Source organism: Lacticaseibacillus hulanensis (assembly GCF_004010095.1).
GTDB lineage: Bacteria > Bacillota > Bacilli > Lactobacillales > Lactobacillaceae > Lacticaseibacillus > Lacticaseibacillus hulanensis.
In genome coordinates this window covers 17,937-35,943 of record NZ_RRYD01000009.1, presented here as the reverse complement: position 1 = coordinate 35,943, position 18,007 = coordinate 17,937, and the positions used below count along the sequence as shown (strand labels likewise).

Genomic DNA, 18,007 nt, shown 5'->3' with positions numbered 1-18,007 from the left:
TAAACCTGACTCGTACGATGCTTGGTATGTGATTGAAGCCTCTATCTCGTGCCTAAATCCTCAATGCTCCTCACACAAATCTAAATTTTTCCCTCAAGAAAACACGATGTGCCAACCGCAAAAACCGCGGTCGTCACATCGTGTTTTCTTGTTGCCACAGCTGGGCGGCACACCCGAGACCCCGCCCAGTCGCGGCCCCTAGACCACTACATGCCCAGAACTTCACCAAGGACTCACGCTGCCGGACAGCGAGGGTGTGGGGGAGACCAGGGCGGAGAGAGAGTTGCCCCGTATTTGTTACCTATACTTAACCAAGCGTGCAGCTGATACTATGGTCATTCTCAATGCTGCATGGTAAAATATTAAGGATATGTGACGCAATGGGGGTTTAACGGTGGCAGATAATAAAAATGATGCAAGCGGGCAGGATAAACGGTCCGTACGCGAACTCCAGAGTGCGGTGACTAAGCGCATTGTGTGGTGGATTGTTGGGATAATTTTGACGCTCATTGTCGTGATCGTCTTCATGGGTTTCCGTTACGTGAAGTCCGCGATGGGTCCGGCTAATCCTGACTCCAAGGCGCAGGTGACTGTGACGATTCCGGTTGGTTCAACCAACAAGCAGATTGCCGCAATTTTGGCTGACAAGAAGGTCATTAAGAGTGCGATGGTGTTTAACTACTACATCAAATCGCACAACCTGACCGGGTTCCAGGCTGGTGAATACACGCTCAAGCCGTCCATGACGCTGGCTGCGGTCATTGACACAATGCGGACGGATACGGTGAACGCCAAACCGGTCGCGCACGTGCTCGTGCGTGAAGGGGTGACGATTTCTGACATCGCGAAGTCGATGAAGGATTACACCAAAAAGGATCCGAACCTGACCAGAAAGTCCTTCATGAAGGCAATCAAGAGTGAGAAACTGTTCAAGCAGTTGCTCAAGAAATACCCGAAGTTGTTAACCGATACGTCCAAGGCTAAGGGCGTGCGGTACCGACTTGAAGGTTATTTGTTCCCCGCAACGTACGACGTTTCGAAGAACATGAGTGCTGAGCAGTTGGTCTCCGAAATGGTTGCCAAGACGGACACCACGCTCAGCCCGTACTACAAGACGATGGACGACAAGAACCTGAGCGTTCAGGAAACAATGACGCTTGCGTCGCTTGTTGAACGTGAAGGGGTGACCGCCACCAGTCGGCGCAAGATTGCTGGGGTGTTCTACAACCGAATCGCCATCAACATGCCGCTTCAGTCTGACGTCGCAATTATGTACGCGCTCAACACGCACAAAACGCATTTGACGCTTGACGACCTTAAAGTTAAATCGCCGTACAACCTGTACAAACACCCTGGATTTGGTCCAGGACCGTTTAACCAGCCTAGTTTGGCATCAGTTCAGGCCACGCTCAATCCAGCAGACCGAGACAAGGATTACTTGTACTTCGTTGCAAACCTGAAGACCGGGAAGATTCGCTTCGCCCGGACCTTGTCTGAACACAATGTTAACAAAGCCGCAATCGGCTCTGACAACCAATAGAAAGAGTAACAATCGTGACTGAACTTCAGAAACCAATCGTAATTGGTATTACCGGTGGGTCTGCCTCCGGAAAAACAACGGTTGCACACGCCATCTTCGAACACTTCTCTAAGAACAGTTCCATCATGCTTTTGGAGCAAGATTCCTACTACAAGGCAAGTACGCTGCCATTTGCGGAGCGCAAGTTAATCAACTACGACCACCCACTGGCCTTTGACACCGAGCTACTGGTGAGCGACCTCAAGAAGTTGCTCGCCCGCAAGCCGATTGACAAGCCCGTTTATGATTACACCATTCATAACCGCAGCGAGGAAACGGTGCACGTTGAACCAAAGGACGTCATCATTCTGGAGGGCATCCTCATTCTTGCTGACGAGGAACTGCGGAATTTGATGGACATCAAGGTCTTCGTTGATACGGATGACGACATTCGTGTCATTCGGCGGATTCAGCGGGACATGGTCGAACGTGGCCGGTCGCTGGATAACATTATTCAGCAGTACCGCAGCACCGTTAAACCGATGTACCATGAATTCATTGAACCAACCAAGCGTTACGCAGATCTGATTGTGCCCGAGGGCGGTGAGAATCAGGTTGCGATTGATTTGCTAGCAACAAAGATTCAGGCCATCTTGAACGACCGCGGATTGGCCTAGCATACGGAAGAGCAAACCTGCTGGGTTTGCTCTTCCTGTATTAAATGAACTAAAATCAAATTGTGGGGATTTCCCCGATGAAAGGATTTTTAACAATGGCAGATAAGACGTACCCAATGACTGCAGAAGGCAAAGCAAAGCTTGAAAAGGAACTCGAGGACATGAAGCTCGTTAAGCGTCCTCAGGTAATCGAACGCATTAAGATTGCGCGTTCTTTCGGTGACCTGTCCGAAAACTCCGAATACGAGAGTGCCAAGGATGAACAGTCCACACTCGAAACCCGGATTGGCCAGGTAGAGACCATGCTGCGTTACGCCGAAATCATCGACAGTGATGCTGTGGCTCCCGACGAAATCGCTGTGGGTCGCACCGTTACCTTCCTTGAAGACGGTGAAGACGAACCAGAATCCTACCAGATTGTTGGTGCTGCGGAAGCAGATCCATTTGAGGGTAAGATTAGCAACGAATCACCTATCGCCGCTGGACTGATTGGTAAGCACGTGGGCGACCACGTTTCCATTCAGACCCCAGGTGGCACGATGGACGTGAAGATTACTGAAGTTAAGTAAACAACCAAGGCAATTGCGCAAAATGGGCTGATTGGAAGCTGACCACACGTCAGTTTCTGGCGGTCTTTTTTGTTTTGGCCAGTTAATTTGTGTTTCGGGTAAAAAATCGGCCCCAAGCCCTAAGTAATTTTGCGAAAATCAGGTATGATGTGATGAGGAAGGATGGTGCAACATGTCTGCTAAAGCACGGGTTTTTGTCCTCATCGAAGCTGCACTGGCTTTGCTGTTAGGCTACCAAATCATCAGTAATCCACCAACGCTCGCGTTCAGTATTCTCGGAGCGCTTAGTGTGTGCTGGGCGAATTCGCTGCGGCGTAAGAATTGGCTGCGGACACCACTGTTTGTCTTCGGCATTATTGCGCTGGTTGTGACCATCTTCATCAACCCGACCGTTTGGTGGATGATTTTGATTGGCATCATTGCCGTCCTATCCACCGGGCGGCAGGGCTTCGGCGCCTTAGGGGTGTTCCCCTGGTTCAAGAAACAATTCATCAGCATTCGCAGCGCGGAGGAAAATGCGGACCACAGCACACAGCGCCGCCCTTGGTTTGGCGATTTTGTGGTTGGCCAATCCGTCTACGAGTGGGACGACGTGAACCTGACGCTCATTGCCGGGGACACAATTGTTGACCTTGGTAACACGATTTTGCCCAAGCGGGACAACGTCGTCATGATTCGCAAGGGCTTCGGGAAGACCCGGTTGCTGGTCCCAATCGGGATTGGCATCGAGCTGAACCACTCGGCGCTCATTGGGAACGTTACGTTTGCGGGCCAAACGCACCCGCTGCGCAACGAGACCATTCGGCTATTTTCCGATGATTACGAAAGTGCACCGCGCCACATCCGAATTGTCACCAGTGCCTTCATTGGGGATTTGGAGGTCGTGCCGGTATGAGGAAACGCAGCTTACTCGGAATTTTTAGTTCCGTCATGATTATTACCCTCGGGTTTGAGGCCATCCTGGTGTGGATGACCCAACGGACGCGGGGTTTTGACAGTTTTATCAGCTCCATGACCAACAACATGATTGGCCTCTACGCGTTGCTCGGGGCAATGACCACTGGGCTTCTTGCCGCCATTATCACGTACATCGCGGTGCACCGGGTAGAACGAAACGTGGCGAACCGGCTGTCGGTCATGCTCACGAACCAGCTGGACGTGCCCACATTGACTAACACCCGGCGCAACTCGGTTGAGTTTGGCCGCGAAAGTGCGGTTATGCTTGAGCAATTACGGCGCAAGATGGAGCGGCTGCAGGCCGAAATCGCGCGCTACAGTGCCCAGCCCGTCATGATTGGCGGCGAGGCGAAAGAGGACATCCTGATTCAGGAACGCCACCGCATTGCGCGGGAGCTGCACGACTCGGTTTCCCAGCAGCTTTTTGCCGCAATGATGATGTTGTCCGCGATGCGTAGTACACTTAAGAAAGCGGACGATGACGACCCACTGCTCAAGCAGGTCAAAACCATCGAGCGCGTGGTCAACTCGGCGCAGTCGGAGATGCGGGCGCTGCTTTTGCACTTGCGGCCGACGAGTTTGGCCGGCAAACACCTGCGTGAGGGGATTATTGGTCTACTGAAGGAATTGCAGACCAAGATTAAGATTCGCATCACGTGGGAACTGGAAGACGTGACGTTGGCCCCGGCGGTCGAAGACAATTTGTTCCGCATTGTTCAGGAACTGCTCAGTAACACCCTGCGCCACGCGGAGGCCGAGGAGCTGGAAGTGTACCTGGACGAATCAGCGGGCACCGTTATTCTGCGCGTGGTTGACGATGGGGTTGGTTTTGACACCAGCAAGAGTGAATCCGCGGGCAGTTATGGCTTGGGCAACATCCAGGAACGCGCTGCCGCAATTGGCGGGACCGCGCGGGTTATCAGCTTCCCTAACCAGGGAACTAGTGTTGAGATTCGGGTCCCAATTGCGAAGGAAGGACAAGACGATGATTAAAGTATTGATTGTTGATGATCACGAAATGGTACGTTTGGGGATTTCCTCGTACCTCAACGTGCAGGACGACTTAACGGTGGTTGCCGAAGCGGAAGACGGAGAGCAGGGGCTGGAAAAAGCCCTGGCAATTCGCCCGGACGTGATTTTGATGGACCTCATTATGCCCAACATGAACGGGGTGGATGCGACCAAGAAAATCCTCAAGGCCTGGCCCGAAGCGCGCGTGATCATTCTGACGAGTTTTATCGACGACGAACTGGTTTACCCCGCAATTGAGGCCGGCGCGGCCAGTTACATACTGAAGACCAGCACGGCGGAAGAAATCGCCGACGCCATCCGGCAGACAGCTAAGGGGCAGACGGTGCTTGAACCGGAAGTCACCACCAAAATCATGAACCGCAGCAAGGTCGCCGCCGACATGGCACTGTACGACGATTTGACGACGCGCGAACGCGAGGTCCTGAAGCTCATTGCGCAAGGCAAGAGCAACCAGGAAATCGCCGACGAACTGTTCATCACCCTCAAGACCGTGAAGACGCACGTGTCTAACATTCTGGCCAAGCTGGAAGTCGATGACCGGACCAAGGCTGCAATCTACGCGTTCAAGCACGGCATCGTCAAACCCGCTGGTGGCGAGGCCGACCACATTCCCGCAGTCTAGGGGAAACCTTTTTTTCTGTAAAACGCTGGTGGGTACACAAAAAGGCTCATTGAGGATTTTTCCTCAATGAGCCTTTTTGTGTGCGGTAATGTTGCCTTCGTTGTTAGTTACGCCCTCTGCGCATTTGCAGCCTGAGCCGCCGCGACATGGGGGCCGCGTGGCGGTATTCTCGCCGTTTGTGCAGCCACAGCCAGGCCAGTGCCGCGGCGACCAGTGAGATTGCAAGGCCGACGCCAAGGTACGGCGGGTAGTAGACCATGCTGATGGTGTGCTTGCCCCGACTGAGTTTAAAGGCCATGAAGAGGCCGAGCGTCTTCTTCGGGGTGGCCGTCTTCCCGTCGATTTTGACGTGCCAGCCCTTGGCCCAGGGAATGGTCGTGAACAGAACCTGGCCCGGCTGGTTGATGTTAATTGTGCCGTTCAGCGAATTGCTGTGAAAACTCGTGACGTGCAACTTGCTCTTTGCCAGCTGTTTGATGCTGCGCAGTGCGCTTTGTTCGTTCAATTGGTACAGCGTTACCTGGCCGAAATCAATCTGCTTGCTGAACGTGAACTTCAGTGTCTGAACCGTCTTGGTGTCGGTTGGCGTGACGTTCAGCATCACCTGGTTGCGGAAGGTGTCGTACGTCTTAATCTGCTTGCCGTTTTGCGTGATGGTGACCGCATTATCGGTGAAGTCCCCGCCAACGGTCAAGTATAGCGGCTCGCTGGTTGGCACCGTGAATTGGTATTCGACGCTACCGACCTTGTGTTTGCCGCGCATCTTATAGACCATTGAGCTGCCCTTCACCTCCTGCAGATTAGTGAGGGTGGTGTGGGTGAACGGCACAACGGAGAACATCGATTTGTACCCAGTGCCCTCGAGTCCGGCCAGCATGAGCTCCTGGTTGGCAATCGGGCTACCCGAGTTCAGTTTGGTTTTCAAAATCTGGTCGCTGGCCGCAAAGCCGAAGCCCAGCGCGTTTTGGTTGCGCCGAATCGCCAGCAGGTCGGTGTGGCCGAAGCTGTGGTAGGTGGCCAGGTCGGGCCGGGGACTGAGGGTTGGCAGCAGCTTGCCCTTTAGATCATTGTTGTTTTGCGGCTGCAGGTTAAGCCAGTACTTCGTGTTCAGGATTGCATCGAGCAGGATGGTACCGTTCGCGTATGTGACGAAGCCATCCCCCTCGGGTTGCCCGATTTCACTGAAGAATTTCGGCAGCGCGGGTGGCATCATGGACGTGAATTGGTCCTCGCCGACGTAGCCAACCTGCATGGCGTCGTTTTTGGTCCGCAAAATGGTTTTGCCAATGCGGTAGAAGCCGGTGTCCTGCTTTTGAATCTTGCTGACGCCCGCAGACAGCGTCGTGGTGTAGGAGTGGTAGTCGCTGTGGCTGACGTAGCTAATCTGGTTGAGCGCCAAAACGGAACTGGCGGTTGCATCGATAATTGTGAATGCGAGCACCAGAGCGCGGAATTCGCGCCGCCGCGGCAGGCTGAGCAGAACGACCGCCATGAGCCCAAGCACGATGCTGAAAATGATGGTGCGGCTGGTGAGAAAACTAAACGATTTCTTGTGCAGCCACACGTACGCGCCCGCGCTGGCCACAATGGCGAGCAGTAGTGCCAGCTGGATTAGGTTTGCACCCCGCGGCTCTGCCTGAATGTAGCGCGCCGCCAGCAGGATGAGCCAGAAGCAGACGATAAAGGAGAAGCGGTACGGGTACCAGACCGGGAACTGCATGCCGTGCCACAGCAAATCCAGCGGTTCGAACATCAGGGACATGCCCAGGAACACGGTCCAGATGAGGGCGGCGAGGCGTTCCTGCCAGCGAATTTTGCGGGACGTAAAGTACAGCACCGCCGCCAGCACCGCGATGGCGCCGACGAAAACGTTCGGCAAACCGGATGGCATCTGGTCGAAGTTGAATGTGCCACTGAAGAATTTGCTCAGCAGGTGCAGCGGGTTGTACTCGAACTTCGCGGTGATGTGGGTCACCGTGTACGTCCCCTTGCTCTGGGTCAGCTGAAAGAAGGTGGGTAGCAGGACAACCGCGGCGAGCGCGCCGGCAAGCAGGCTCCCGCCGGCAAAGCGCAGCAGGCTGGTGCGCAGTAAGCGCCAAGTTTGCGTTTGCTCGCACAAGGTGAAGCCGAAGTACCCGATGACAAACAGGCAGAGCATGTAGCCGGTGTAGTAGTTTGTGATGAGGGCAATAGCGAGCCACAGGACGTACGTCTTCGGCCGGGCACCGTGCAGCTGATCGATGCCGAGGCAAATGAGGGGCAGGATAATGGCGCCGTCAAACCAAATTAGGTTGAGCTGGTTGGCAATCATCCAGCCGCTCAGTGCGTACGCCAGCCCGAATGTTGGCAGCAGGCCGCCGTTAACGTTGTGGTGCTTCAGGTAGTAGGCCATCGTCCAGCTGGCACTGCCGTACTTGAGAAGCGTGATGATGGTGATGCCGAGATCCAGTTGCGCTTTTGGCAGGAGGCACAGCACCAGGTTGAAGGGACTAATTAAGTAGTAGGCCCAGGTACCGAACGCATCCCCACCAAGCGCGTTATTCCACGCGTAAAAGAGCTGCCCGGGGTGGCCGAGCAGGGTTTGTCGAAAGTATGCGTAAAAATCTATGTATTGTTGCCCCAAATCAACGGTGAGTAAACTGCCATTGCCGAACGGGTACACGTGCCGCACCGCGAAAAAATAAATGGCCATGATGATGATTGGTAGCAAAAAAGCCACGAGCAAGGGGTGCTTTCGAATTGCTTTGACCAGACGCATATTGGTCTCCTAACCTTTATTTGTTCTTTTTAGCATAACACGCGCCTCGGCCTTGCTCCATGAAAAAAGGTTGAATTTAATGTAGTTTTGCGCAATTGGCCGGGCCGAGTTGATTGACCGGTTGGGCAGGCTGCGGTGACCGCCTCAAAAATACCGCCAGGCCGCCAATTTCGTTAATTCTGGGCGACCAGAAAGCGAATGTATCTTAAAAAAGTGTAAGTTAAGTGGCATGACGCCCGTGTTTGCCACGCGGAGTTTGCGCACTCATGGTATCATGGGGTACATAAGTATGTAAGGAGAATGCCCAATTGAAGTACATTCGTACACCACGGCCTAAGCGCCCAAAATCTGCAATTCCATTTCGGCTGAATTTTTTACTCTTCGTGGCGTTTCTGCTGTTTGCAGGACTAGTGACGCAGCTGGCCTACCTGCAAATCGCAAACGGGGATAGTTTTGCCGCAGAAGTTAACCGTACCGGGACCACCGACGTTTCTGGTAACGTGCCCCGTGGTGAAATCTATGACTCACAGGGCCGGGTCATGGTCGACAATAAGGCCGAACCTGCCATCACGTACACCAAGAACGTCTCTACGCCCGCTAAACAGATGTACCAGGTGGCCAACCGGCTGACCAACTACATCACGGTCGATGCGGGGAAGCTGCAAAAGCGGGATATCCTGGACTACTGGCTCGCCAAGCCGGCCAACACCAAGGCCGTCAACAAGCAGCTCACGAAGAAGCAGCGCGGGTACAAGGACGACAAGCTGTACAAGCTGCAGTTGAAGGTCGCGCGCACCAAGCACGTGACGCTGAATGCGCAGGAGAAACAGGCCGCGGCAATCTACAAGATCATGAACGGTGCCACGCAGCTTTCGACCGTTAACATCAAGGACCAAAACGTTAGCGAAAAGGAAATTGCGGTTGTCAGCGAGCACCTGACCACGCTGCCTGGGGTTAACCTCGGGACGAACTGGGAACGTGAATATCCGAACGGGAAGTCAATGACGACCGTGATCGGGCACGTTAGTTCGGAAAAGGCGGGGCTGCCAAGTGAATCCCTGATGTCATACCTTGAGGCTGGTTACGCGCGGAACGACCGGGTCGGGACCTCGTACCTGGAGAAGCAATACGAAACCGCCCTGCGCGGGAGCAAGTCCCAGACCGAGGTTTCGCTCAGCAGTACCAACCAGATTGCCAAGCAGGTTGAAAAGTACAAGGGGAAGAAGGGGTCCAACCTAACCCTGACCATCGACTCCAAGTTCCAGGCCAAGGTTGAAAACATCGTGAAGACCCAGTTCAACAAGGCACTGGGCGCCGGTAACGCCAGTCTTTCCGATGGGGCCTATGCCGTGGTCATGAACCCGAACACCGGGGCAGTGTTGTCCATGGTTGGGTTTAAGCACAACTTCAAGACTGGCAAGCTTGATGAAGATTCACTTGGGGTGATTAACCGGTCCTTCGTTATGGGGTCGGCGGTTAAGCCCGGCATGGTGCTCGGGGCGCTGCAGGACGGTGTGATTACCCGCACGAACAACACCCAGTCCGAAGATCCTATCTACCTGAAGGGGACCAAGGTGAAGAGTTCTGACTACCCAGTTGGGACTTACAGCTCAATGACCGCGCAACACGCGATTGAAGTTTCCAGTAACATCTACATGATGCGACTGGTCATGAAGGAAGCTGGGGTATCCGGAAACGACTACATTCCAAAGGTCCGGATGCGCATGAACAGTAACATCTTTGACAAGGTCCGGGGGTACTTCAACCAGTTCGGGTTGGGCCTCAAGACCGGAATTGACATGCCGGGGGAAGTCGCGGGGAAGCCCGGGGACATCCTGAACGAATACGGGGTCCTGAACACCGGGGCCGCGCTGAGTATGGGTTTTGGGAACTACGACCCGTACACGTTAATGGAAATGGGCCAGTACGTCTCGACCATCGCCAATGGTGGTTACCGGATGCAGCCATACCTGGTGCAGTCCATTGCGCAAAAGAACAGTGATGACTCGACGCAGGTGGAATCAACCACTCAGCCGAATATTCTGGGCAAGATTGGTAACTCCGCGGCGGACATTGATTTCGTCAAGCAGGGGATGTGGCTGGTTGGTCACGGGACCGACCCGTGGGCAACGGCGAAGGTGCTTGGCACGCTCAATCCTGGGGTTGCGGCCAAGACCGGGACGGCGCAGAGTTTTGCGCACACCGATCCGGAGAACTTGAAGTCGCCAGTGGTCAGCACGCTGAACATCTCACTGGTGGCGATGGCTCCGGCGAAGAACCCGCAGATTACGGTGGCCGTGGTCATGCCGAACGTTTCCCTTAGTTCACACGGGTACACCAAGGACATGACGCACGACATTATTCAGGCGTACTACGACATGTACCACGTCAAGAAGCAATCGGGTTACAGCTCGACTGCCCAAACCTTGCAGTAGTATCCTGGCGAAAATCCGTGCACGGTTAGTTGCGCGGATTTTTTCGACGCGTGGGAAAGGCCACTGGGTTGAACTGAGACATTTTGGTTGAAATGACCCGATTATTGTTGCGTTATTAATTTTAGGGACATTATTGTTGTTTACGATTACGCATTCAAAAATTGGTTAACCAGTGTTATCAAATGGCTGGAAACCGGTAAAGATAGCGTTTTACGTGGCTAATTTTAGCGAAACATGCTAAAATTGTTTATTGGTCTTAGCAATTCGGTGCAGTTAGCGCCGGAAGATTGCGGGGAAGTTGAGGTAATCAATGCGTAGACAAAACTTCTTTGCGGGGCAGTGGGTCACCACGGTGTTGCTCGGCATTTCAGTTTTCATGTTTGTCGTGGAGACGCTCATGGGCGGATCCACCAGTACGGCCGTGCTCTATGATTTGGGCGCGCGGTTTGCACCGTCCGTTGTGCTTGCACACGAGTGGTGGCGGCTGCTCACGCCAATCTTTCTGCACATCGGTATTACCCACCTGGTCGTCAACATGGTTACTTTGTGGATTTTGGGCCGCGTCACAGAGCAAGCATTTGGCCACTGGCGTTTTCTCGTGATATACCTTGTCAGCGGGATTACGGGGAATTTCGCTGGACTCCTGTTTGGTAGTACCAGTGCGGTTGCTGCGGGGGCGTCAACGTCACTATTCGGCTTGTTCGGTGCGTTCCTCATGATTGGGGACTCGTTCCGGGATCGGCCGCAGATTGCGGCGATGACGCGTTCCGTGCTCGCGGTGGTTGCCGTAAACTTGGTGTTTGACCTGTTTGCGGGCAACATCGATATTGCCGGACACTTGGGCGGCCTGATTGGTGGGTTCCTCATCGCTGGCGTCGTCGGGGTGCCCCTGATTGGGGAGCTGAGCAAGACGCGCCGGATTATCATGGGGGTACTGTTAGTCGTAGCGCCCGTGTTACTGGGTGCCATCTACGGAGGCAATTTGTTGTAATGGAAACCTACAATGATGTGCTCAAGCTCCTCAAACGCTACGGGACTTTCGTTCACTTGGGCAAACGACTATACGACATGGAACTAGTTGCCATCGAGCTTGACCGCCTGCACAAAACGGGGCTGCTCGATAATGCAGATTATGCTAGGGCCAAAATCATTTTGAATCACGCGCACGAGGAAGAAGTGCGTAACCCCCTTAAATTAACTAGTCGGAGGAAAAAAACAGATGACAGATAAGAAGCTGATTGGGGTCGACCTTGGTGGTACGACCTGCAAGTTCGCCATTTTAACTACAGAAGGCGAAATCCAGCAGAAATGGGCAATTGATACCAACATTTTGGATGAAGGTAGTCACATTGTGCCGGACATTATCGCAAGCATCAATGAACACCTTGCCCTTTACAACATGAAGCCATCAGACTTTGTTGGAATTGGGATGGGGACACCTGGTTCTGTTGATATTAAAGAGGGGACCGTTACCGGTGCCTACAACCTTAACTGGAAGACCAAGCAGCCAGTTAAGCGCGACATCGAAGCAGGCACCGGCATTGCCTTTTCCGTTGACAACGACGCTAACTGTGCCGCACTCGGCGAACGCTGGCAGGGTGCCGGCCAAAACGAACCAAACGTCATTCTGGTCCCACTTGGCACCGGGATTGGCGGCGGCATCATCATGGACAACAAGTTGCTCCATGGGACTGCCGGTTCCGCTGGTGAAATTGGCCACGTGGTTGTTGAGCCACACAACGGTTACCTGTGCACATGCGGGAACCACGGCTGTTTGGAAACCGTTGCGTCCGCAACCGGGATTGTCCGGGTTGCGCGCGACATGGCGGAAGAATACGCTGGTGACTCCAAGCTGAAGGAAACCTTGGACAACGGGGATGACATCTCCTCCAAGATGGTCTTTGACTTGGCCAAGGCTGGCGACAAGCTGGCTCTTGCGGTTGCCGACAAGGTTTCTTACTACCTTGGTTTTGCACTGGCCAACTTGGGGAACACGCTGAACCCAGAATACATCGTCATTGGTGGCGGTGTGAGCGCAGCAGGGGACTTCCTGCTCAAACGGGTGCAGAAGAACTTTGAGAAGTACACGTTCAAGAACGTGCGCGACACAACGAAGGTTGTCCTGGCAACACTGGGTAACACTGCTGGGGTCATCGGGGCTGCACGGCTGGCACTCGATTAAATAATATTTGCAGGAGGCTGGAACATGTTTTTTGGGGCAGGATCATCATTTTTCACTGCCATTTGGGTAATCATCGCGTTGATGGTGCTCTTTTGGGCAGGTAGTTGGCTATATCGGTACGTAATGACACGTCGTTACAAGAAGTTCGGCGGGGAATTGACCGGCGCGGAGTTTGAAGAAACCATGCGGAAGGCCCAGATCATTGATTTGCGCGAAAGCAATCAGTTTGATTCAAACCACATTCTTGGGGCGCGTAACATCCCGCTAGCACTGCTTAGTCAGAAAATGAGTGGTCTGCGCAAGGACTTGCCAGTCTACCTTTACGACGCCACCGGTTCAATGTCACTGCGGGCAGTACGGATGTTCAGCAAGGACGGGTTTGAAAAAATCTACTGGCTGAAAGATGGCTTCGCAGAATGGTCCGGTAAAACAAAGAAAAACTAGGACCACAAAGGCTGTCCAGGGTTACCTTGGGCAGTTTTTTTGTGGCCGCAGTCTTCCGCGCAGTGCCAGTGGTTGCGGTATAATGTCGGTATTGCGGTTCTGCAGTACGCGATTTTGGCTGAAAAAAACAAGCACATCCGCTTCTGGCGGTCGTGCTTGTTCTGGTTCAATCTATTGGTTTAATTGCGTTAGAATGTTGCCCGCAAGTTAGCCCTGGTGTGCACCCAGTGACTTGCGAATTGCGCGGCGACGGTTTTCGTTGATTTCGTCAACCTTGGTCTCAACGGGGTCGATGTAACTCTTCTTAAATGCGAGAACGCTGAGGGCAGCGGTCGCGATAGTTGCAAGAGTACCAAAAGCAAAACCGGTAATAAACTTGTGTTTCATAGTGATTCCTCCATTCTGGATTGCGCTTTCTTTTTATATCTTCAGTATATAACATTCAGTTTGTGAAAACGAGCGCATTTAGTAATAACAGTAAACAATTAAGCAATCGCGCGGAAAGGTGGCCTGCACATGACGGTCAAACCAAAAATAATCATGGTCGGGGGCCCGACCGCAGTGGGGAAAACCGCACTAGCCATTGAGCTTGCCCAAAAGTTTAACGGTATCATCGTGAACGCGGACGCCTTCCAGGTGTACCAGGGCATGGACATCGGTACGGCCAAGCCCACTGCCGCTGAACAGAGGGCCGCTGAGCACCGGCTGATTGATATTCTGCCGCCAACGGAGAGCTTCTCGGTGGCTCAGTTCATGGCGCGAGCGGAAACGGAGATTACGGCGATTCGGGCGGACGGCAAGTTACCGATTCTGGTCGGGGGCACGGGCTTTTACCTCAACGCCCTGCGTCTCGGGCTGCCGCTCGGTCAGGATGGCGCCTCACCGCTGCGGCAAAAGTGGCAGGAGTTCGCTGCACAAAGTGGTCAGGACGCACTCTGGGATCTGCTGCGGCAAAGAGATCCGGACGCGGCGGCGAAGATTCCGGCCGCAAACGTGCGTCGCGTAGTCCGCGCACTCGAGGTGATTGAGCAGACCGGCGCGCTTTTTTCCAAGCAGAAGGCGCCTGAGCCGAAGTATGACGCGCTGGTCATTGGGCTGACGACGGACCGGGAGTTGCTGTATGAACGGATTAACGCGCGCGTTGACGCCATGATTGATGCTGGTCTGGTTGACGAGGTGCGGCGCGTTGTCCAGGTAGCGGGAAGTGACGCGCAGGCACTGGCGGCAATTGGCTACAAGGAGTTACTGCCGTACCTGCAGGGTGCGGTCGCGCTTGACGAGGCGGTGGCGTTAATCAAGCGGAATTCGCGGCGGTATGCCAAGCGCCAGTTGACCTACTTCAAGAACCAGATGCACCCACACTGGTTTGACCTAGTTACTGGGCGTGATAATTTTGCTGACGTTACAGAATTGGTATACACGTGGCTTGAGCCGTGAATCGTGTGACAATCTTATTTGAGTATTAGTTATTATTATATTTGATGACCGGAAACGCCGAACGTTCGGCGTTTTTTTAGTACTCAAAAAAATATTTTGCGGATGTCAGATAATCTAACATATTGAGTTGACCGGCTTTGGTATGCTTGCTATACTTACACCATTGTTTGGTTGAACAACAAAGATTCGTGTTAATTAGGAGGTACAGTCGTGGCAGATGATGATTTATTGCGGCGTAGAGCTGTATTGCCGATTGGCACAGTGATGAACCTCACAACTTTGACCGCCCGCCAGATTCGCTACTTTGAAGAGCAGGGATTGGTGAAGCCGCTGCGCAATGCCGGCAACCACCGTATGTATTCGCTAAACGACGTGGATTCACTAATTGGGATCGTCAATGAACGGCGCTCGGGGATGAGCCTAGCTGACATTAAGCGGGTTCGGCAGCACCAGCGCCAGCAAACTAGTGATGCGGCGGCGCGGCGTGCGTTGCGTGATGAATTGTTCAATCAGCGTTTTGGCCAGTCAGGAAGCAGCCCGTACGGTCAGAATTTCCACTAGCACCACAAAAATATTCGGACAATGTCCACAAAGGGGATACACATGGCTCGCAAAGTGTTTACCGCCGATGAAATTCGGCAAAGCGTTCAGGAAGAAAATGTTCAGTTCTTACGGTTGATGTTCACGGATATCAACGGCATGATTAAGAACGTTGAGGTTCCCGTCTCCCAACTTGAGAAGGTTCTCAGCAACAAGATGGCGATGGACGGCTCCAGTATTGACGGCTTTGTCCGCATTGAAGAAAGTGACATGCTGCTCTACCCGGATCTGTCCACTTACCTGATTTTCCCATGGGGCAATGAACACGGCCGGGTTGCCCGGTTCATTTGTTCTGTTCACCGCTCTGATGGCGAACCGTTTGCGGGTGACCCCCGCAATAACCTGACCCGGGTTGTCGGCGAGATGAAGAAGGCTGGGTTTACGAGCTTCAACATCGGCCCTGAACCTGAATTCTTCCTGTTCAAGCTCGATGAGAATGGTCAGCCAACCACGAAGCTCAACGATAAGGGTTCTTACTTCGACTTTGCGCCGCTTGACATGGGTGAAAACTGCCGGCGTGATATCGTTCTTGAACTGGAAAAGATGGGCTTTGAAGTTGAAGCTTCCCACCACGAAGTTGCACCTGGTCAGCACGAAATTGACTTTAAGTATGCTGACGCCCTCGAAGCGGCTGATAACATTCAGACCTTCAAGCTGGTCGTGAAGACGATTGCCCGCAAGCACGGGTTGTACGCAACCTTCATGCCCAAGCCGCTCCACGGGATTAACGGTAGCGGGATGCACATAAACATGTCCCTGTTCAACGAGGACGGCAACACGTTCTACGATCCAGATGGTGAAGAAAAGCTATCCGACACGGCGCTGCACTTCCTGGCTGGTCTGCTCGACCACGCCCGCGCCCTGACGGCAATTAACAACCCAATTGTTAACTCCTACAAGCGGCTTGTGCCCGGTTTTGAAGCACCCGTCTACATTGCTTGGTCCGGTCACAACCGTTCACCACTGGTTCGGGTTCCAAGTGCGCGCGGGCTGTCCACGCGTCTTGAACTGCGCAGTGTTGACCCAGCGGCTAACCCATACCTCGCCATCGCGTCAATTCTTGCGGCTGGTCTCGATGGGATTCACGAGAAGCTGCAGCCGGAAGAGGCCGTCGACCGCAACATTTACCGGATGCGCCCAAGCGAACGTCAGGCCAACCACATCCAGGACCTGCCAAGCACCTTGCACAACGCGCTGAAGGCTCTTGAAGCAGACGACGTGGTTAAGGCATCACTTGGTGACCACCTGTACCAGAGCTTCATGGATTCCAAGAACATGGAATGGATGGCCTACCGTCAGCAGGTTGGTGACTGGGAACGCGATCAGTACCTGGAATTGTACTAGGCACTCCGCGGCGGTCATCTGGATGCGTAGTCGGCAGATGATTTGTGGCCAAACTTAGTAGGTAATATCGAGATCCATGGTGGGCATTGATGCTGGCCGTGGGTCTCTTTTTTGATTGTGGTCGCGGTGTAAGCCCGCTTGTGGATGCGATTGTAATGTGCCCATACCAGCGAAAGGATCTATTACGCTCGGGTTCATGACCACGGCGAGCACACCCGGGACCAGGCACGCAACCGGAAGTCAAAACCTGTCCCAGCTGCCAATTCCTTACCAAATGATAAAACCGTCTAGCCTTTTGTAAATGGCGGAAATCATCGTGGTATACTAAGGCGATGATAAAATGAACAAAGTTAGGGGCGACAACATGCAAGAGCCACGCCGAAGCCGGCCGCGACACCCTGTTGGCCATTTTCTGGTTATTTCTCTGCTCGGGTTATTCCTCGTGCTTGGGGCGTACGCGTTTCGGATGTATGCCGACACGCGGTCCGCGATTGGTGGTACCTTTCAGCAGCTTCAAGGGCGCAACGCAACTGAAAAAATTAAAGACGAAAAGCCGATTTCATTTCTGCTCATTGGGACAGATACCGGCGCGCTCGGGCGGACGCAGAAGGGTAACGCTGACACGCTGATTGTGGTCACCGTGAACCCGAAGAAGAAAAAGACCACGATGGTCAGCATCCCCCGCGATACGCTTGCTGACATTCAAAACGGTAGCCAGACGCCTAATTTCCACAAGATTAACGCGTCGTATCTGATTGGCGGGTCCGAAACCACGGTGAAGACCGTTGAGACTTTGTTGAATATTCCGATTGATTATTACGTCACCGTGAACATGGGCGGGCTGTCCGACATTGTGGACGCTGTCGGCGGCATTGACGTGAACGTCCCGTTTGCCTGGAATGACACCAAAAACGGTGCGGGGATTTTCACCAAAGGTCCGGCACATCTTGACGGCCAGCGTGCGCTACAGTTTGCTCGCATGCGGCACGAAGACCCCGAGGGTGACTATGGCCGGCAGAAACGGCAACAGACTGTCATCAAGGCCATCATGAAGAAGGTCCTGAACGCCAGCACGTTAACCAATTACAAGCCGCTGCTCCAAACGCTCAAGGGTAACATGCAGATGAACCTGTCCTTTGATGACTTGATGGGCATTGGTACCAACAGCAACTACCGCGCGGCTTTGCAGCACCTGAAGCGTGATCAGCTGAAGGGTGTCGGTGCGTACATTGACGGGGCGAGCTATCAGGTCACGAAGACCAGTGAGCTGCAGCGGGTCAGTGACCTCATCAACACGCAGCTGGGCAAGGAAACCGAGACGGTCGACAACCAGGTGACCCACCAGAACGACCTCAACACAACGTTCGATTGGTCCTCAGGTTATAACCCAGTCTTCCACATTTACGCATATTAACTAAAAATAGCTCCAAC

Annotated in this window: 17 protein-coding genes; 15 read left to right on the top strand and 2 right to left on the bottom strand. The window is 53.5% G+C overall.

The annotated features are described in order from the left end of the window. The first annotated feature begins 394 nt into the window (after positions 1-394). From mltG to EKN00_RS03155, 6 genes are all read left to right on the top strand, one after another. A complete protein-coding gene (gene mltG, locus EKN00_RS03180) occupies positions 395-1,540 on the top strand; it encodes an endolytic transglycosylase MltG (protein WP_127848705.1) in 1,146 nt (381 codons plus the stop codon). Between the two features lie 14 nt (positions 1,541-1,554). Further along, the gene (gene udk / locus EKN00_RS03175) at positions 1,555-2,196 is read left to right on the top strand and encodes a uridine kinase (RefSeq protein ID WP_127848704.1); all 642 of its coding nucleotides are present in this window, start codon (positions 1,555-1,557) and stop codon (positions 2,194-2,196) included. A 95-nt stretch (positions 2,197-2,291) separates the two neighbouring features. Then, complete coding sequence (greA, locus tag EKN00_RS03170) at positions 2,292-2,765, top strand: transcription elongation factor GreA (protein ID WP_127848703.1); 474 nt, start codon at positions 2,292-2,294, stop codon at positions 2,763-2,765. Between the two features lie 172 nt (positions 2,766-2,937). Next, a complete protein-coding gene (gene liaF / locus EKN00_RS03165; RefSeq protein ID WP_127848702.1) occupies positions 2,938-3,660 on the top strand; it encodes a cell wall-active antibiotics response protein LiaF in 723 nt (240 codons plus the stop codon). Further along, entirely contained in the window at positions 3,657-4,715 is a 1,059-nt protein-coding gene (locus tag EKN00_RS03160; protein ID WP_127848701.1) for a sensor histidine kinase, read from the top strand. Before liaF ends, EKN00_RS03160 begins: the two co-directional genes overlap by 4 nt. Continuing rightward, complete coding sequence (locus EKN00_RS03155; protein ID WP_127848700.1) at positions 4,708-5,376, top strand: response regulator; 669 nt, start codon at positions 4,708-4,710, stop codon at positions 5,374-5,376. The genes EKN00_RS03160 and EKN00_RS03155 overlap by 8 nt, the downstream gene beginning before the upstream one ends. A 103-nt stretch (positions 5,377-5,479) precedes the next feature. Here the strand turns inward: EKN00_RS03155 and EKN00_RS03150 are convergent, their stop codons facing one another. Continuing rightward, positions 5,480-8,134 carry a YfhO family protein gene (locus EKN00_RS03150; RefSeq protein WP_127848699.1) on the bottom strand — a complete coding sequence of 885 codons (2,655 nt, stop codon included), beginning with the start codon at positions 8,132-8,134 and terminating at the stop codon, positions 5,480-5,482. A gap of 308 nt (positions 8,135-8,442) precedes the next feature. On the opposite strand from EKN00_RS03150, the gene EKN00_RS03145 reads away from it, so the two are divergent. The 5 genes from EKN00_RS03145 (at position 8,443) to EKN00_RS03125 (ending at position 13,195) form a co-directional block, all read left to right on the top strand. Further along, complete coding sequence (locus EKN00_RS03145) at positions 8,443-10,569, top strand: peptidoglycan D,D-transpeptidase FtsI family protein (RefSeq protein ID WP_127848698.1); 2,127 nt, start codon at positions 8,443-8,445, stop codon at positions 10,567-10,569. Between the two features lie 310 nt (positions 10,570-10,879). Next, positions 10,880-11,560, top strand: coding sequence for a rhomboid family intramembrane serine protease (locus tag EKN00_RS03140; protein ID WP_127848697.1), 681 nt, complete (start codon positions 10,880-10,882; stop codon positions 11,558-11,560). Beyond that, on the top strand, positions 11,560-11,799 hold the full coding sequence (locus EKN00_RS03135; protein WP_127848696.1) for a YqgQ family protein: 240 nt from the start codon (positions 11,560-11,562) through the stop codon (positions 11,797-11,799). Before EKN00_RS03140 ends, EKN00_RS03135 begins: the two co-directional genes overlap by 1 nt. Further along, complete coding sequence (locus tag EKN00_RS03130; RefSeq protein WP_127848695.1) at positions 11,789-12,751, top strand: ROK family glucokinase; 963 nt, start codon at positions 11,789-11,791, stop codon at positions 12,749-12,751. Before EKN00_RS03135 ends, EKN00_RS03130 begins: the two co-directional genes overlap by 11 nt. Positions 12,752-12,775: 24 nt before the next feature. Continuing rightward, on the top strand, positions 12,776-13,195 hold the full coding sequence (locus EKN00_RS03125) for a rhodanese-like domain-containing protein (RefSeq protein ID WP_127848694.1): 420 nt from the start codon (positions 12,776-12,778) through the stop codon (positions 13,193-13,195). A gap of 207 nt (positions 13,196-13,402) precedes the next feature. Here EKN00_RS03125 and EKN00_RS03120 read toward each other — a convergent pair whose 3' ends face one another. Beyond that, positions 13,403-13,582: a DUF3042 family protein gene (locus EKN00_RS03120; RefSeq protein ID WP_127848693.1), complete on the bottom strand. Its 180-nt coding sequence runs from the start codon at positions 13,580-13,582 to the stop codon at positions 13,403-13,405. Between the two features lie 129 nt (positions 13,583-13,711). On the opposite strand from EKN00_RS03120, the gene miaA reads away from it, so the two are divergent. From miaA to EKN00_RS03100, 4 genes are all read left to right on the top strand, one after another. Next, positions 13,712-14,632: a tRNA (adenosine(37)-N6)-dimethylallyltransferase MiaA gene (gene miaA, locus EKN00_RS03115; protein WP_127848692.1), complete on the top strand. Its 921-nt coding sequence runs from the start codon at positions 13,712-13,714 to the stop codon at positions 14,630-14,632. A gap of 210 nt (positions 14,633-14,842) precedes the next feature. Next, positions 14,843-15,193: a MerR family transcriptional regulator gene (locus tag EKN00_RS03110; RefSeq protein ID WP_127848691.1), complete on the top strand. Its 351-nt coding sequence runs from the start codon at positions 14,843-14,845 to the stop codon at positions 15,191-15,193. 42 nt (positions 15,194-15,235) lie between these two features. Next, positions 15,236-16,576: a type I glutamate--ammonia ligase gene (gene glnA / locus EKN00_RS03105; RefSeq protein ID WP_127848690.1), complete on the top strand. Its 1,341-nt coding sequence runs from the start codon at positions 15,236-15,238 to the stop codon at positions 16,574-16,576. A gap of 340 nt (positions 16,577-16,916) precedes the next feature. Beyond that, a complete protein-coding gene (locus EKN00_RS03100) occupies positions 16,917-17,990 on the top strand; it encodes an LCP family protein (RefSeq protein WP_127848689.1) in 1,074 nt (357 codons plus the stop codon). The last annotated feature ends 17 nt before the right edge of the window (positions 17,991-18,007 follow it).

Excerpts from the sequence above, each read along its gene's own strand:
- EKN00_RS03125 (WP_127848694.1), top strand. The coding sequence starts at position 12,776 with ATGTTTTTTGGGGCAGGATCATCATTTTTCACTGCCATTTGGGTAATC.
- miaA (WP_127848692.1), top strand. The coding sequence starts at position 13,712 with ATGACGGTCAAACCAAAAATAATCATGGTCGGGGGCCCGACCGCAGTG.
- EKN00_RS03130 (WP_127848695.1), top strand. The coding sequence starts at position 11,789 with ATGACAGATAAGAAGCTGATTGGGGTCGACCTTGGTGGTACGACCTGC.
- EKN00_RS03100 (WP_127848689.1), top strand. The coding sequence starts at position 16,917 with ATGAACAAAGTTAGGGGCGACAACATGCAAGAGCCACGCCGAAGCCGG.
- EKN00_RS03150 (WP_127848699.1), bottom strand. The coding sequence starts at position 8,134 with ATGCGTCTGGTCAAAGCAATTCGAAAGCACCCCTTGCTCGTGGCTTTT.
- liaF (WP_127848702.1), top strand. The coding sequence starts at position 2,938 with ATGTCTGCTAAAGCACGGGTTTTTGTCCTCATCGAAGCTGCACTGGCT.
- EKN00_RS03160 (WP_127848701.1), top strand. The coding sequence starts at position 3,657 with ATGAGGAAACGCAGCTTACTCGGAATTTTTAGTTCCGTCATGATTATT.
- EKN00_RS03120 (WP_127848693.1), bottom strand. The coding sequence starts at position 13,582 with ATGAAACACAAGTTTATTACCGGTTTTGCTTTTGGTACTCTTGCAACT.
- EKN00_RS03140 (WP_127848697.1), top strand. The coding sequence starts at position 10,880 with ATGCGTAGACAAAACTTCTTTGCGGGGCAGTGGGTCACCACGGTGTTG.
- EKN00_RS03135 (WP_127848696.1), top strand. The coding sequence starts at position 11,560 with ATGGAAACCTACAATGATGTGCTCAAGCTCCTCAAACGCTACGGGACT.
- greA (WP_127848703.1), top strand. The coding sequence starts at position 2,292 with ATGGCAGATAAGACGTACCCAATGACTGCAGAAGGCAAAGCAAAGCTT.
- glnA (WP_127848690.1), top strand. The coding sequence starts at position 15,236 with ATGGCTCGCAAAGTGTTTACCGCCGATGAAATTCGGCAAAGCGTTCAG.
- EKN00_RS03155 (WP_127848700.1), top strand. The coding sequence starts at position 4,708 with ATGATTAAAGTATTGATTGTTGATGATCACGAAATGGTACGTTTGGGG.